Below are 15585 nucleotides of genomic sequence, written 5' to 3' on the forward strand. Positions count from 1 at the left end.
ATGACATCTTCCACAAAATTAATCAATTTTGCAATAAACTAAGCTAACGGAACACTAGGGAGTGTTTTCCAATTAAAGCTTTTGATGGCGGCATGGATTTTTTCCAGTCAGCGAGGCATCTGAGGTTGAATAGGCTGGAAGCCGATAACGAAGCTGATGGGAAAAGCCATCCGGGGCCTGAACGGTCAAAATGAAAGGTCGCAGCGTTAGCTTTTCACTCACGCACTTGTAGTGCGCTTCGTTCAAGCCGCCTTGCGCTGCATTCATTTTTACTCGTTCCATCAACAGTTTTAATTGGAAAACACTACCTAGTCGTCCAAGCTAAAAATGGGGTCCTTACCTGGAAGATCATCAAGTGATTACAAAGAACATAGCACGCTAAAGTTGCATTAAATTGCATTTTAGCTTGCTGCTAGAAAAATTTCTGCTTCAATAGAGTGATGATCGGTGCAGGAGATCCTGTATCGGCGCTTTGTCAATTTCATCAACCCCACTTCAATCGATTGCTCTATCCCCCATGAGTAAGCCCAAGAGCCGCAAGTCTGTTTACATTGTATTAGTCATTAGTTTTTTCGCTCATGTCTTTGGGCTGGGCGTGTTGGGCGGCGTGATTATTTGGGAGAATTCCCGGTCTGAGGCGCCAGAGTTGGAAGCGCCGACGGTGATCGAACCTCCTGCTCCACCACAGCGTTTTGCGGTGTCTTTGACCAACGACAGCCTGAAGCCCACGAAGTCGCGTATCGCCGTGCAGGACATTCAGATGACGGATCTCGAATCGGTGGACCTCAGTGTGCCGACGACCAATACCCGGGTCGGCTTCGGCGGCTTTGGGGCGGGGGGGCTTGGCATCTCGGCAGACATGCCGAAGCTGACGCTGGAGTCTCTGTTCGGCAATACACAGTCGGGAGGCGTGGAGTTGGCGGGCGCTTTTTTCGATCTCAAACAGACTGCTTCGCGCAAACCAAGGGAAGTGGATTATGCCGACTTCGTGCGTCGCTACACCTCGGGTTCCTGGTCGATGTCTCAGCTGCAGCGTTTCTACCAGGCGGATCGCAAGCTCTACGCGACGACGTTGCTGATTCCGCATCGGATGGCGGATCAGGCGCCGGAAGCCTTTGGCGTGGCGGGGGAGGTCCAGCCATCCCAATGGCTCGCACACTACGAGGGTAAGATTACGCCGCCGTTCAGTGGTAAATTCCGCTTTTGGGGCTTTGCCGACGATGTGCTCATTGTGCGCGTCAATGGGCGCGTGGTGCTCGATGGCTCCTTTCATGAAGGCGAATACACGGATTGGCGCTCGTGTGAGCCCGATTTGAATCGCAAATACAACATCGGTAATGGAGCCCTGGCGGTGGGTGACTGGATTCACGTGCAGGAGGGGCGGCAACTGAAGATCGAAATCCTCATTGGCGAGCGTCCGGGGGGGCACTTCTCGACTTACTTGCTCGTCGAAGAAAAGGGCAAGGAATACCCGCAGGGGCAGGATGGACGCCCGATATTGCCGATCTTTAAGATGACCCCCTTGCCGCCAGGCTTTGAGCAGCAATTGCTCGCGGAGATCGGCAATGAACGCGGCTTGATGAGTCTCGATGGGCCTTGCTTTGCCCGCATCCAGTAAACGGATCGTAACCCTACCTCTTTTGTTTTATGAGCACGCTTGATGTTATCCTCTTTTTTGTGTCCGTAATTGGCGTCATCGGCTTTGGCCTGTGGAAAAGCAGTGACCGTGGCGAGAAACCGAAGGACGCCAGCGACTATTTCTTGGCCGGGCGGGGGCTCTCCTGGTGGCTGGTCGGCTTCTCGCTGATTGCGGCCAACATATCCACAGAGCAATTCGTGGGCATGTCCGGGCAGGCGGCGGATTGGCTGGGGCTTGCCATTGCATCTTATGAATGGATGGCGGCCATCACGCTGGTCGTGATCGCGTTCCTGTTCCTGCCGCGACTGTTGCGGTGTGGCATTTACACGGTGCCGGAATTCTTGGAGTACCGCTATGGCGTGCTGTCGCGCATCATCATGGCCATTGCGACGATGGTTATTTTGGTCGGCGTGCCAACGGCTTCAGTGATCTACTCGGGAGCCAAGGTAATCAGCGTCTTTTTCACGGACGTTTCCCTGCTGGGGCTCAACTTGGGCGACCTCGGGGTGGGCTGCTGGATCATTGCCATCGCGGCGGCGGCTTATGTGTTTATTGGTGGACTGAAAGCCTGTGCCTGGACGGATTTGATCTGGGGCTCGGCGCTGATCCTGGGGGGAGCGATGGTGATGTGGCTCGCGTTTCAAACCTTGGCGGAAATGCCCGCAAAGGAGCTCATGGCCAACAAGGTCCAGAGTTCCAAGGTGACCCTGGAGGAGCTCGAAACGGCGGGCCCAATTGCGCGCTTGTTTCACCTGACGGATGGCCCCGCAGCAACGGGAGAGAATGGCGCAGGCGGCAAAATGCACATGATCCGGCCAGCTGACGACGCCTCTATTCCGTGGACGGCGCTGCTCATTGGCCTGTGGATCCCGAACTTCTTTTACTGGGGCCTGAATCAATACATCATGCAGCGCACGTTGGGTTCGAAGTCACTCGCCGAGGGGCAAAAGGGCATCGTGTTTGCGGCGGGTTTGAAGCTGCTGATTCCGTTCATTGTCGTGATCCCGGGCATTCTGGCGTATCACCTGTTCAACGAGGATTTGCAGGCGCAGGCTCGGCAGAAAAACGCGCCAATACTTGAGCTGGTCGAAGCCAATCAAGACGTCATCATTCCCTTTAGCATCGACTATGCGCGGCTGAATCAGAGTGAGGCGCAGGCGGTCGTTCGGCACAATGCACAGCGGTTAAATGCAACAGTGGAGGCGCCAGCGGACGCAGCGGCATTGGTGGCGCAAAACAGCGCTTTGCTCGCACAGGCGCAGCCGGACCAGGTCGGCGTGAAGCTGGTGGGCTACGACTACGATTCCGCCTTTCCCACGCTGCTCAAAAACCTGCTCAAGCCGGGCCTTGCCTGGTTTGTGTTGGCGGCGATTTTTGGGGCGGTGGTTTCGTCGCTGGCGTCGATGCTCAACTCCGCTTCAACGATCGCCACGATGGACCTCTATGCGAAGGTGCGTAGGGGGGCAGGTCAACAGGAGTTGGTTCGCGCGGGCCGGGTGTTCGTGGTGCTGTTCGTGCTGGTTGCCGGTTTGATTGCGCCCAACTTGGGGAGCCCGCAGTTTGGCGGCATCTACAACTTCATCCAGGAGTTTCAGGGCTTCCTGAGCCCGGGCATCCTGGCCGTATTCCTGTTCGGCTTTCTGGCGAAGAAATGCCCACGCTACGCCGGTTGGTTGGGTATCCTGCTCAACGTGCTGCTCTATGGCGGCTTAAAGATTGTGGCGCCGGAAATTGCCTTCCTGAACCGCATGGCGATCTGCTTTGGCGTGGTGTGCGCCGTGCTGCTAGCCCTGACCTTGCTCAACCCGCTCAAGCAACCCGTGTCGCTGCCAACGAACGCGCAAATCGAGCTGACCAGCTCGCGCCCGGCGAAGCTGTGGGGCATCGTCGTTGTCGTGGCGACGCTCGCGCTCTACGTCCTCTTCTGGTAATCAGGCAGGCAGCGTGCCGCTACGTTTGGGTGTAAACCACCCTCGCTGGGTGCATAACATACCGCATCGCGGCGTAAAGCCGCTCCTACGTGGCGCCGGCACTAAATTGTAGGAGCGGCTTTACGCCGCGATGTGTCGTTGGCGAACCCCGAGGGGGGGGGGGTAAATCGGGCAAAAAATGTGGCAAAGAACGCATGGGAATCCCCGGCAGAAAGCGGACAGGCTTTTCGCTGGGCGAGGGGGCGTCGCATGGATGATGGCTGGCGGAGCAGTTAAGCAGGCTGCGCGCTTCAGTTTTAAACTGTCACGTGCAAGCCATCTGCCTAATGGGCAAAACTAAGGCTGCAACTGCAGGTTGCCGGACCAGTGGTACGCGGGGTTGCCCGCTCAACTGTGACATCGATGCGCGTGCGTCGCCAGTGTTGCTCCAGGCATGGAGAACGCGGATTAAAGCCTCGCGGCGTCGCGAATTGATTTTATCGCGAATGGGCCTCGATACGGCTACGGCGCGGCGCATCTTCAGATGAGCAGGGTCGGGGACACTGCGTTTGCAGCGTCCCATAGAGCTAGATGGGAGTGTGGTGTTTCATGGCGGAATGATGGTGTTGGGATGGCTAAAAGTAGGGCGCGGTCACGCTGGCAGGGCAGGCTTTCGCAATCAAGTGGAGCTTGCCAATGGGCAAATCAAGCGGACCAGTGGGCGCTGGTTTAAGGATGGCTTGAATACTAACAGACTGCGTCTGCGCGCCAAATAAAAAGTGCACGCTTGAGCATTTTATTAGTGAGTAGCTTTCACTATTAACTCGTGCTGATAATCAACGAGTTGCAGAGCGGATCGGGCCGCTCAGGTTAGCCGGATGCGACGAATTTGCGGGTTGCCGCGGTCATCCTGGTAGAGAACGCAAAAGATTTTCATCGATGGCGCGAGATACCACGAGCTGGTGGAAAAAACACGGCCGTGGCCATTGATCTCGGCGGCGAAGGCGACTCCATCGTTGAACGGCTTATCCGAACTGGTGAGTGCTACGACGTTGCGGTCATTGGATTCGACCAGAACCTGTTTTTTACCCAAGCGGATAATCACCGGTTCTTGCATGAAATTACAAATATAGACTGAGCCAGAGGGAAAGGCTGAAGCCGAGTCATCCAGGATCTCGTAGCGGTAGGCTGAGGCGCCGCCGCTGCGGGTCGCCTTGAGCAGGACGATGACGTCGCCAGACTTTTCGGGAAACTGAATCGTGAGCACGGGCGTCTGCTCTACATCGGGTTGCGGTGGCTTCGCGTAGAGCGAAAGCTGGCGCGTGGCGGGGATGTTGAAGGGCTGAGAAAAATTCGAGATTGAGACTGGCAGCGTCTGCGGCTCGCCGTTCTCCTGGAAATGAAGTGAGGTCAGGCCAGAGATTTGGGAGAGGCTCACGACGCGAAAACTGTCCGCCATTGCGCTGGTGCACAGGCCAAGAAGCGCGAGGATGAGGATTTTGCTGCTGCGAGGGAAAAGCATAGTTATCACGATAAAAAAGTTAGACCTCGTCCTTGGACAGCCAGCGGAAGCTGATGATTTTGAACTCGCGGCCAAAGCGTTCGGCGGTGCTGCCAGTGGTGGGCGTTTCCCAGCGTTTGGGCCCGGTGGCGTCGGTTGAGCCCACGTAGTTCGTCTGCCGCTGGACGACGGCCTCGCACCAGGCTTCGGTCACGGTTCCATCTACGTCGCGGACATCGCCATAGGAGCGGATGATGAAAGTCTCGGAGCGTGCGCTGAGTACGGGGATGATGGGCTTGAGGAGCTCGGCCTGTGTGATGTAGCCCGGCAAGCCCTCGTTGCGGTCGCCCAGTAAGGTATCTGGCGAGGCTAGCCGCGTGATGGCGGCGATGTCCTCGCTGGTGACGGTGTTTGAGTCGAAGCGGGTTTGCAGTGCGTCGTTGAGCGCGCCTTCGTCGGCCGAAGTGTTGAGCCCGGCTTCGTCGATGGCGGCTTGCACGGCGCCTTTGGTGTTGTAGGCGTCGCGATTGGAAATCTCGCGGTTGAAGAATTGACCAAGGGACAGGAATGGCCCGCGCGCCTTGACCTGGGCGACGATTTCCTTGGCCAGGCCCTGGATCTGCGCGTCTGACAGCGAACGAAAGCCACTCCACAGCGCAGCATTGGCCGATTGGTAATTGCCGGACTGGCTCTCGGCCGAAGCGCCAGCGGGGAAAGTCTTGGAAATGACGGGCGTGCGCTCCGCGTCGGTTTCCTCGGCGAAATTGCCCACATTGAGGTCGTTGTACATGACTGCCTTGCCACGGGAGGAGGAGAGCATGGCGGCCCAGGCGTCCACCGAGGTGGAGTTGATGTTGAAGGCGCCTTTCACGCCGAGAAATGCGGCTAGCCGGAGGTAGGCCTCACCCGGAGTTTCCTCAATGATTTCGGCAACGGATTCACGAGATTGATCCTCGGGAACGAGCAGTTCATAGGCTGGGTTGATCTGCGAATCTTCGCCGTCCAGAAAGTCGTCCAGCAGTTGGCTGGAATCCTTCTGATTCAGCGCGAAGGCGCCGCCATTGTCGGCCAGTCCGCTAAAGTAATAGCTGTCGAATAGCGTGCTGTTGAGGAAGTAAGAGCGGTCGACGTTGTAGGCGCCGTCCCAGACCTCGTCGGGCTCCAGCATGGGGTGGAGGAACCCGTTGCCGACCGCGCGATTGTAGACGGGGCCCATGCTCCGGCGCTGGGGATCGCTGGCGGCGAGTTCGCTGGGCGGAGTGTCCTCGCTGAAAAAGTTGGTGTATTGGTAGATGAGGTGCTCGTAGTCTCGCCCTAGCGGCGCATGCTCAAGCTGACCAATGGAGAGCATCGGCGCGACAGGGAGTTCCTTGGCGACGTTGGAGTAAACCAAGTCAGGGCCTGAGCGGAAGAATGCGCGGTTTGTGTTTGGGTCGTATTGGAGGTAATCGCCAGAGGCCACCGCGCCGTCAAAGGTGATGCGAAAAGGCGCCATTGCCAGGGAGTCTTCGTCAGCGATTTCAGAGTAAAAGTAAGCGTTTGCCGGGTCGGTGAAGAGACCGGGCTTACCCAAGCCATCAGCCTCATCCACGCCGCGAACAGAAAGTGTGACGGAGAAAACTGGGCTTAGCCCAGTGAAGTTATTGGAGAGATCCAAGAGATCTGGCAACGAGGCGAAATTGATCGTCTCTTCATGAATGTATTCTTCTGGAAGAAATTCGGAACTGATCGGGGTGGGAGAGTTGACGTGGAAAACGCCTGCTTGCTGACGGTCGTGCCCTTCGGCTCCGGCATTAAACTTGAAGATGAATTTATTGGACTGCGGCTTAAAGCGCAGGTGTATCTTGCCTGAGCCAAAGGCTAGCAGCTTGGTGTCCGGCCACGCCATTGAGTTGGGTTGCTGGAGGCTGCGCTTGAGCAGAGGCGAGAATAGTCCCATGATGCCTTCGCTGAAATTGCCAGTAGATGGCTGTGCGCGTCTGGCGTTGCCCCCGGAGGCGTCACCCCAGAAAATGTCTCGATCCGCATAGGAGAAGTAGAGTTTGCCGTCATATTCTCCATGGAACTGGCTGAGCGTGTTGATGCGCATTTCGCCCGGTGGAATGATGAGCTCGCCTTCTTCGCCGTTGGAGCTGTCCAGCGAAATAATTTCTCCGGCCCACATCCAGAATATCTCGTCGAAATCTTTGTAAGAAGCGCCACCGTCAAATGAGAATTCCATTTCGGGAAAGGCGGCCAAGACATTTAAGGCGGCCTTCTTGTCGAAAGGCATGCGCAGGGTGACGTTGTAAGGGTTCCAGACGTAGATTACTGGCGTGACCATGAGGTAGACTATCTTGTCATTGCTTTGGTGGTCGGTGTTTGGCGGGCCATTGGCTGGGTTGGCGTCCAGGTACTGCTCGTCGGGATTGTAGGGCATGCCGTTCCATGTGTTGTAGCCCTTGTAAAGTGAGAAAATGTATTGGTAACGGACAACGACGGGCATCGGCGCATCGCCCTTTTTTTCGGGGGCAAGATCATTGTCTACTTCTGGTTTGACGTCCATGATGTCGTAGCGAGGTGCGCCATTGCTAGCGGCGTCGAGCATCAGGTAGCGGTTGTGAAAGCGCTGCACGTAGTCCCAGGTTGGGCCTGTTACGGTGGGAGCCGCCTCGGCGCCAAGGTGGAAGAGCGGCTTGGGCTCATCGGGTGAGGTGAGGAAGCTTTCGGGCAAGTCGGCTTCAGCAAAGGCGAGGCTCAAGTCCTGGCGAAAGCCGCCGTTTTGCACATCGACGAGCAACCCGTGGCCGTAAGGGGTGATGGCGTTGAACTTGCCCTCGTAGGCATCAGCGTCGCCGAGTTCTTGAATCGCTGCAAGTTTGAGGATGTCGTGGCTGAAGAGGGCGTTGCTGTTGAGGTCGTCTTCGGTGAGGGTTTCCCAGCTTTCAATGGCGCGGAGATTGGCGCGGCTGTTGGAGGAAATCGCGTTCAGTTTGTCGATGTTCTGAATGGTCTCAGACTGGGATTCGCCATGGACATTGGCTTTTACGCCCTCGTCGCCAACCCAGTAGGCGAAGCCGCTTTCGCGCCAGTCGCTCGTGCTGTTGTCGATCGTTTCGCGCAGGGCGAAAACGTAGTCGGACTCCATGTTCGTCGAGTCGCCAACGGTGCCTTCTCCAACGAGCTTTACTGCGTTGCTTGAGTTGCGGTCAAAGGTTTTGGCGAGGGCAAGCAGCGCGTCGCCCTGAAGATTGGTTTCGCGGAAACCGCTGACGAGCCAACCGCGAAAAGAGTCGGGCTTGCCGTCGGATGCGTTGTTCAAAGTAGGGTCATCCGAGCGATCGGAAGCATTGTCCCAATCGAGGCTGTTCCAGGCGCCTGTCCAGTAGGGCTGTTGGACGTTGGCTGCGCCGTTTTCGTCGCCGAAACCATCGGTGTCGGGATTGGCGTCGAGGATCGCGGCGTTGGCGGAAATGCGTTGATCGGGCCCGAGCTCCTGCTGTAGTTGGCCGATGGCGACTTGCAGCCCGAAGAGGGCGTTTTGGCGGGCTAGGGATTGCTTCTGGGTGTGCAGCTCGGTGCTGAGCTCCACTCGCACTAGCGTCGCCATGGAGATCACGAGCAGGATCATCAGTGACATCAGCGTGAGGGCGATGACTAAGGCAAAGCCGTGCTGTGCGCTGTGTGTACTGTGTCTGGGGTGGGGGTGTTGGGGGGTAGTTTTCATCACGGACAACGAAATGGCCGGAAGGAATGTGTCTTGAGCTTAACGCATGCAGCGCGGCTTGTCGTTATAAAACGTTCGCAAGCCGCGCGATTGCTCCGAAAATTACAATGCTTCGAATTCGACAACGGTGATGCGCTGCTTGGCGGCGTCTGCCGGGCGCCAGAACCAGCCTTTGGGGTCCCAGGTCTGGGCGAACGATAATTCGCTGGTCAATTGCTTGTAATCAGCCAGCGCGAGCTTGGATTCGCCTTTGGCTTCGTAGGCTTGCCCACGAATGAACAGGCAGGTGCCGACGTCGTTCAGCGCCCAAAATGAAGATGCGGTTTCCTTCGGCGCGGCGTCGGTGAGGCCGGCCTGCATTTCCTTGGCCTGAGCGGCGTACATCTCGATGCACTTGCTGGTGTAGTCGATCGCGAGGTCGTAATTCTTCTGGCCCAGCGCGTCCCATGCTTTTGAGGTCAGGGTTTCCGAGCTGAAATTACCGTAGTCCGGTGCGGGCGCGCCTGCCTCTTGGGCGAAGCTGTTTAGAGCCAGCAGCATGCTGGCGAAGGTGAGGAGCAAAAGGGATTTAATCGGGTAACTTGTTTTCATGGAACATTACGGTGCTCCGATTTTTGAAGGGGGTCAAGTTTATTAATACAATTTTATGCAACTTTTGTGATTTTTAATGCCGAATTAGGCAGTGATTCCGTGCAATTTTCATGTCTGGCTTGATGATTTACTTCGACTCAAATCCGCTCGAAATCACCGCTTTTCGCCAGTAAGTTAATGCCAAGAAGTAGAGGCTAATTATGTGCAATTAGCTGTTTTGTCGGTATTTGGCTGCTGCGGCAGCGCGGACGATTAGAGTGAGTAGGCGCGTGGCTTTTCGAGGGTTTGGCCATCAAGTAACTGACAGCTCATGAGGATGTGCTGAGAGGGGCCAAATCGCTTTTTGAGCAGGTCGTTCAGTCGCTTAGCGGCTGCGTATCCGATATTGCGATAGGGAATTTGGATGGTGCTCAGTTCCTCGGTTTCTTTGGGCGCAGGAATGCCGTCGAAGCCAGTTATAGATACGTCTTGCGGGGTGCGAATGCCGCGTTTTTTGAGTTCGCGAATGAGATCGTAGGCCTGGTGGTCGGCGGCGCAAACGTAGGCAGTAACGCCATCTCGAATGCGCTCGGCGGCGAGATCAAAGCTGTCTTCCAGCGATACGGTATTGCGTGGCTGGGCGTTAATCAGATCTCGCTCAACAATGGGCAGATCCAGTTGGGTCATCTTCTCGGTGTAAGCGCCAAATCTGCGGAGTGACCAACTGGCTTCAGTGGGATAGGCTTTGGTGTAAAACCCGATTCGGCGATGTCCCAAGTTGTGCAATTTGTTTATCAGCAACGCGATGCCTTGGTAGTGATTGACGTCAACGCAATCGAGTTCGCCAGAGTTGCGCTGCTCCACCAAAGACACGCAGGGCATGCGAATGAGCAGTTCATCGATGACCGGCTTGGGGAATGGATAGAGCAGCAGTAGGCCGGACCAGTGTCGGCCAACTGTGTTGAAGAGGTCCTTGTAGGTCGCGTGGTTAATGGACTGAATGTCTGGGTCGACGAAGTGTACGGACACGCCGACTTTGGCCAGTTGGCAATACTCGGAAACGCCTTTGAGTAGCAGTCGGCCTGGGCTTTCGTAGTCCATGCGATGATACTCCTCTTCCTTGGAGCAGATGAGCACGCCGAATATGGGGCGAGTGCGTTTTTTGCCCGACTGCGAGGTGCGCATGGAAATGTGGTTGTAGCCCATGCGGGAGGCCAGCTCGAATACGCGCGCGCGAGTTTCAGGGTTGATGCCGGGGTGGTTGGTGAAGCAACGGGAAACGGTTGCACGGGATAGATCCAGGGCGTCGGCTATCGCTTGCTGATTGATTTGTTTCATATATAATTACGTTAGTCGATGTTCCTGAACTATTTTGCGATTTAATGCAACTAAATCATTTTACAGCCTTGACAATCTATTGTGCAATTCTATGCAATTTAAGCATGAAGCAAATCCCGTTGCGTCGTATGACCCCTTATAAGTTGATTTCCCTTATCGTATTCACTGCAACATTGTGCGCAGGCCAGTTGCTTGCCGCCAGCAATGTGGAGATAAAAGAGACTGCTCCGCATCAATTTGAGCTGTTGGTGGATGGTAAGCCGTTTTTCGCCAATGGCGTTGGCGGCTACAATAATTTGCCCATGCTGAAGAAAATGGGCGGCAACTGTTTCCGGACTTGGGGCATTGAGTCGCTGGAGGAGCGGATCGATGGCAAGCCGCTGCTCGATTACGCCCACGACTTGGGTCTCATGGTGGTTGTCGGCATCTGGCTGGGCCATGAGCGGCACGGCTTTGATTACTCGGATCAAAAACAACTGCGCAAACAGCGAAACGATGTAGAAGCTGCCGTGCGCAAATACAAAGACCACCCGGCAATTCTCATGTGGGGATTGGGCAATGAGATGGAAGGCCCCATTTCCGATGGCAGTGAAGTCCGCATTTGGAAGGAGCTAAACCGGCTAGCCAAAATCGTGAAAGACGAAGATCCGAATCATCCAGTGATGACAGTCATTGCGGGCATTGGCGGAGAGAAAGTGAAGAACATCATCAAATACTATCCAGAGATCGATGTGCTGGGCGTTAACGCCTACGCCAGCGCGCCGGGCGTTGGCGGTGGCTTGGTCGAGCAGGGTTGGAAAAAGCCATTCATGCTGACTGAGTTTGGGCCCAGTGGGCATTGGGAAGTCGGGCACACGTCGTGGGGCGCGCCGATCGAACCGACCAGCCGAGAAAAGGCGGCCTCGTATTTTGCCACGCAAAAGCGAGTGATCGAGGACGGGCAGGGCATGTGCCTGGGGACATTCGCCTTTCTTTGGAGTCACAAGCAGGAAACCACCTCCACTTGGTACGGCATGTTTTTACCGAGTGGCGAAAAACTCGGTACAGTTGACGCGATGAGCTATGCGTGGAACGGCGAGTTTCCGAGCAACCGCAGCCCGAAGCTAATTTCCTTGTCCTCCCCGGCGGACCAAAAGCGGGTGAAGCGCAATTCAATGCAGACTGCGCAAGTCGATGTGCAGGACGCCGAGGGGGACCCTCTTGATATTCAATGGATCGTCACGGCCGAGAGCACGGACCGCCAGACTGGCGGCGACCATGAAGCCACGCCGCCATCTTTTCCAGAGCTGGTTGCGCGTAACGGTGGCGAACGTGTGGAATTCCGCGCCCCGTCGAAATCCGGCGCTTATCGACTGTTTGTTTATATCCGCGACAATGCGGGTGGCGCCGCAACGGCCAACTTCCCCTTCTACGTCGAGTAACCCTACTCAGAGACCCCAGACATCATGATTACTGATACGCTTCCCGCCTCCAGGGTTGGGGCTGATGAGCGCGTTGTTGGCGCTCCGGCCAATGCGCCCAAGATGGTTTCCATTGATGGCGAACGCTTTGTCGCTATCGAGCAAGCTGAGCAAATGCCGCCGTTTTTCCTGACCATGGTCAGTGCGACGAATCATTGGTTTTTTGTCAGCAGCCAGGGCCCCTTGACTGCAGGTCGTGGCTCCCCGGACACCGCGTTGTTTCCATACTACACGGTCGACAAGATCATGGACAATTGGAACACGACGGGCCCGCAAACGATCATCCAGCTGGGCCAGGCGCGTTGGGAGCCTTTCACGCCCTATGCGGCGCGGCAGTTCAAAATCGAGCGCCGCCTGCTCAAGAGCATGAACAGTGACTCGCTGATTTTTGAAGAGACCAACCGTAGCCTGAATCTTCGCTTTAGTTACCGTTGGCGCACTTCGGAACGCTTTGGTTTCATCCGTACGGCGACGTTGCAAAATCTGTCCACGAAAGCGCTGTCGCTGGACGTGGTGGACGGGTTGGAAAACTACCTGCCGGCGGGCATCGATGAGCGAACGCAGAATGTCTATAGCTGCCTGGGCGATGCCTATAAGCTCACCGAAATTGACGCCGACGACAGCCTGCAAGTTCACCGCATGGCTTCGGGATTGACGGATGAGGCTGCGCCGATGGAAGTGCTGCGCGCAACGACGGTGTGGTCGCATGGGTGGCCAGAGAGCCAAGTGCTGGGCCGTCGCGCGAGTGCGCTGGACTTCCTCGAAGGGCGCCCGGTTCATGAGCCTTCACAGATCCGGGCCGTGCGAGGCGCCTACTTTAATGCTGGTCGGATTCTACTTGAGCCTGGTGATGAAAAGTCCTGGAGCCAGATCGCGGAAATCATGCAGAGCCAATCCGCAGTTGCGACGCTTAAGTCCCAACTTAAGCGCCCTGATCAGTTGTGGGAACAGGTTGTAGAAGACGTGGATGCTGGTAGCCAGGCATTGGAAAGGCTCATCGCGTCGGCGGATGGCTGTCAATTGACTGCCGATGCAGCTTACTGCGCACATCATCGATCGAATGTGTTGTTTAACATTATGCGAGGCGGTGCTTTTGTAGACAATTACAGGATCGATACCAAGCTGCTCATCGAGTCGATTCGGCAAAACAAGAAGACACTCAACGCGGTCGAAGAAGCTTGGTTGTCTTCGCTTAAAGAAAGCATTACCTATCCGGAGTTGATTGAACTGGCGGAGGGCGACGCGAGTGATGACTTGGCGAGGCTTTGCCGTGAGCATCTGCCTTTGATTTTTAGCCGTCGTCATGGTGACCCAAGCCGTCCTTGGAATCGATTCCACATTAAAACAAAAGATGCGCAGGGGCGTGATGTGGTTGGCTTTGAGGGCAACTGGCGCGACATTTTTCAAAACTGGGAGGCGCTGGCTTACAGTTACCCGCATTTCAATGACGCCTTCCTGCACAAGTTTCTCAACGCTTCGACTGCCGATGGTTACAACCCGTATCGGATCACTGCGCAGGGGCTGGATTTCGAAAAGCCTGACCCAGACGACCCCTGGGCGTCGATTGGTTACTGGGGCGATCATCAGATCATTTATTTGCTCAAGTTGCTTGAATTTGCCGAGCGCTTGGATGGGCCGGGCTTTCGCGACAAGCTACACGAAGCGGGGTACGTCTTTGCAGATTCGCCATACGAGATTAAATCATTTACGGAACTGACGCGCGACCCCAATCACTCGATTCGGTTCAATTGGGAACGCGATAAAGCTATTGAGTCGCGCGTTGCCGAGGTGGGCGCCGATGGAAAATTATTACACGGCGATGATGGCGGCTTGCGGCGTGTTAGCCTGATGGAAAAGCTGTTGATTCCTGCACTGGTGAAGCTCAGTAACTATTGTCCGGGCGGCGGCGTTTGGATGAATACGCAGCGTCCGGAATGGAACGACGCCAACAATGCCTTGGCGGGGTGGGGGCTGTCGATGGTGACGACCGCTTACCTGCATCGTTACTTGCTCTTCCTGCGTAAAGTGGTGAGTGAAGGTTCGGGCGCCTATACGTGCAGCGAGTCCGTGGCGGAGCTGCTTTGTTCGCAGAAGAACGCCCTTGCTGCAGCGCCTTTAGATGCGCAGATGGACGATGCCCGGCGCTACGCTTTGCTGCGTGAGTTGGGTGAGGCTGGCGAAGCTTACCGGGAGCGAGTTTACGCGGGTAACTTTGGATCGCAAAGTGAAGTTGAACCGGCTGATCTGAACGCTTGGATTGACCAGGCTATTCGGCGTTTGGAAGGCGCAATTCGCCTGAACCAGCGAGCCGATGGCTTGTTTCATGCCTACAATACCTTGAGCTTGGATCTGGATGCGGAAACCGCAAGCATTGGACATCTGGGCGAAATGCTGGAAGGGCAGGTCGCGGTGCTGAGTGCGGGTGTCTTGAATTCGCACGAAGCATTGACGGTCCTACAGGCGCTGCAGGAAAGCCAGCTCTATTGCCCCGAGCGCAACAGCTACATTTTGTATGCGGATAAGGAGATTCCGGAATTTCTCAATGTCGGCCAGGCGTCGAGCGATGCCGTGGAGGCGATTCCGTTACTCGCAAAACTTCTGGAGCAAGGCGACAGCTCGATCATTGAACGCTCGCCCAGTGAAGGCTGTTGTCGCTTTCATGCGCGACTCGCCAATCGCTTTGAGCTTGAAGCCGTGTTAAATGACTTTGCATCGCAAAGTGAATATGCCGAATTAGTTGCGCAGGATCGCAACGCGGTGCATGCACTGTACGAGAATGCTTTTAATCACCGGGGCTTTACCGGGCGCAGTGGGTCGATGTTTGCCTACGAAGGCTTGGGAAGCATCTATTGGCACATGGTGTCCAAGCTGATGCTGGCTGTGGCGGAGTTGGCGCTCGAAGCTGCTGGAGTCGATGAATCAGCTTACGCAGAATTGGAGCGTCGCTACTATGCGATACAGGGCGGGTTGGGCTTTCGTAAATCCGCACTCGACTACGGGGCTTTCCCAGCCGACGCGTATTCGCATACACCGGCGCATGCTGGCGCCCAGCAACCCGGACTGACCGGCATGGTCAAGGAAGGCATCCTGGCGCGCTTTGCGGAGCTGGGCGTAAGCTATCGCGATCAGTGCATTCATTTTGAGCCAAAGTTACTTTGCAATGCAGAGTTTATGAGGCAAGGCGCTGGTTGCCGCGTATTGAGTGTGGATGGCATGGCTCGCGGTTTGAGCATTCCGCCGCAAGGGCTGCTTTTTACCTTGGCGCAAACGCCGATTATCTATCAGCGAACTGAACGTAAGTCGACTTTGATTCAAGTCTGCCATGTGGATGGCGCCGTGGCCGTTGTTCATGATCATAAGTTGCCGCGTGGCGTGGCGGCAGACATCCTGAATCGCAGTGGGAATATCGACCACATTGTGGTGAAGCTGCCAGCTTAGTCTCCTCTGAAAACCTCCCCCCT

8 protein-coding genes are annotated in these 15585 nt (G+C 55.9%); 4 read left to right on the forward strand and 4 right to left on the reverse strand.

Going from position 1 to position 15585, the window contains the following annotated elements; genetic code table 11:
* Positions 1-517: 517 nt before the first annotated feature.
* Together RBB63_RS17760 and RBB63_RS17765 are read left to right on the forward strand one after the other, a co-directional pair.
* On the forward strand, positions 518-1618 hold the full coding sequence (locus RBB63_RS17760) for a hypothetical protein (RefSeq protein ID WP_309386336.1): 1101 nt from the start codon (positions 518-520) through the stop codon (positions 1616-1618).
* 29 nt (positions 1619-1647) lie between these two features.
* Entirely contained in the window at positions 1648-3570 is a 1923-nt protein-coding gene (locus RBB63_RS17765) for a sodium:solute symporter family transporter (protein WP_309386337.1), read from the forward strand.
* An 844-nt stretch (positions 3571-4414) separates the two neighbouring features.
* Here RBB63_RS17765 and RBB63_RS17770 read toward each other — a convergent pair.
* The 4 genes from RBB63_RS17770 to RBB63_RS17785 all read right to left on the reverse strand — a co-directional run bounded on the left by RBB63_RS17770 (position 4415) and on the right by RBB63_RS17785 (position 10664).
* Positions 4415-5071 (reverse strand): hypothetical protein, encoded by a 657-nt coding sequence (locus RBB63_RS17770; RefSeq protein ID WP_309386338.1) that lies wholly within the window; start codon positions 5069-5071, stop codon positions 4415-4417.
* Between the two features lie 19 nt (positions 5072-5090).
* Positions 5091-8756, reverse strand: coding sequence for a pilus assembly PilX family protein (locus RBB63_RS17775; RefSeq protein WP_309386339.1), 3666 nt, complete (start codon positions 8754-8756; stop codon positions 5091-5093).
* A gap of 102 nt (positions 8757-8858) precedes the next feature.
* A complete protein-coding gene (locus RBB63_RS17780; protein WP_309386340.1) occupies positions 8859-9347 on the reverse strand; it encodes a hypothetical protein in 489 nt (162 codons plus the stop codon).
* 252 nt (positions 9348-9599) lie between these two features.
* Complete coding sequence (locus tag RBB63_RS17785; protein WP_309386341.1) at positions 9600-10664, reverse strand: LacI family DNA-binding transcriptional regulator; 1065 nt, start codon at positions 10662-10664, stop codon at positions 9600-9602.
* 104 nt (positions 10665-10768) lie between these two features.
* Between RBB63_RS17785 and RBB63_RS17790 the strand changes: the two genes are divergently transcribed.
* Together RBB63_RS17790 and RBB63_RS17795 are read left to right on the forward strand one after the other, a co-directional pair.
* Entirely contained in the window at positions 10769-12085 is a 1317-nt protein-coding gene (locus RBB63_RS17790; RefSeq protein ID WP_309386342.1) for a glycoside hydrolase family 2 TIM barrel-domain containing protein, read from the forward strand.
* A 24-nt stretch (positions 12086-12109) separates the two neighbouring features.
* Complete coding sequence (locus RBB63_RS17795) at positions 12110-15562, forward strand: hypothetical protein (protein ID WP_309386343.1); 3453 nt, start codon at positions 12110-12112, stop codon at positions 15560-15562.
* Positions 15563-15585: the final 23 nt, after the last annotated feature.

The sequence above is a fragment of the Cerasicoccus frondis genome (assembly GCA_031296915.1).
GTDB lineage: Bacteria > Verrucomicrobiota > Verrucomicrobiia > Opitutales > Cerasicoccaceae > Cerasicoccus > Cerasicoccus frondis.

Bases quoted from the DNA above. Each gene is read 5' to 3' on its own strand.
- RBB63_RS17795 (WP_309386343.1), top strand. From the start codon at position 12,110: ATGATTACTGATACGCTTCCCGCCTCCAGGGTTGGGGCTGATGAGCGC.
- RBB63_RS17760 (WP_309386336.1), top strand. From the start codon at position 518: ATGAGTAAGCCCAAGAGCCGCAAGTCTGTTTACATTGTATTAGTCATT.
- RBB63_RS17765 (WP_309386337.1), top strand. From the start codon at position 1,648: ATGAGCACGCTTGATGTTATCCTCTTTTTTGTGTCCGTAATTGGCGTC.
- RBB63_RS17785 (WP_309386341.1), bottom strand. From the start codon at position 10,664: ATGAAACAAATCAATCAGCAAGCGATAGCCGACGCCCTGGATCTATCC.
- RBB63_RS17775 (WP_309386339.1), bottom strand. From the start codon at position 8,756: ATGAAAACTACCCCCCAACACCCCCACCCCAGACACAGTACACACAGC.
- RBB63_RS17790 (WP_309386342.1), top strand. From the start codon at position 10,769: ATGAAGCAAATCCCGTTGCGTCGTATGACCCCTTATAAGTTGATTTCC.
- RBB63_RS17780 (WP_309386340.1), bottom strand. From the start codon at position 9,347: ATGAAAACAAGTTACCCGATTAAATCCCTTTTGCTCCTCACCTTCGCC.
- RBB63_RS17770 (WP_309386338.1), bottom strand. From the start codon at position 5,071: ATGCTTTTCCCTCGCAGCAGCAAAATCCTCATCCTCGCGCTTCTTGGC.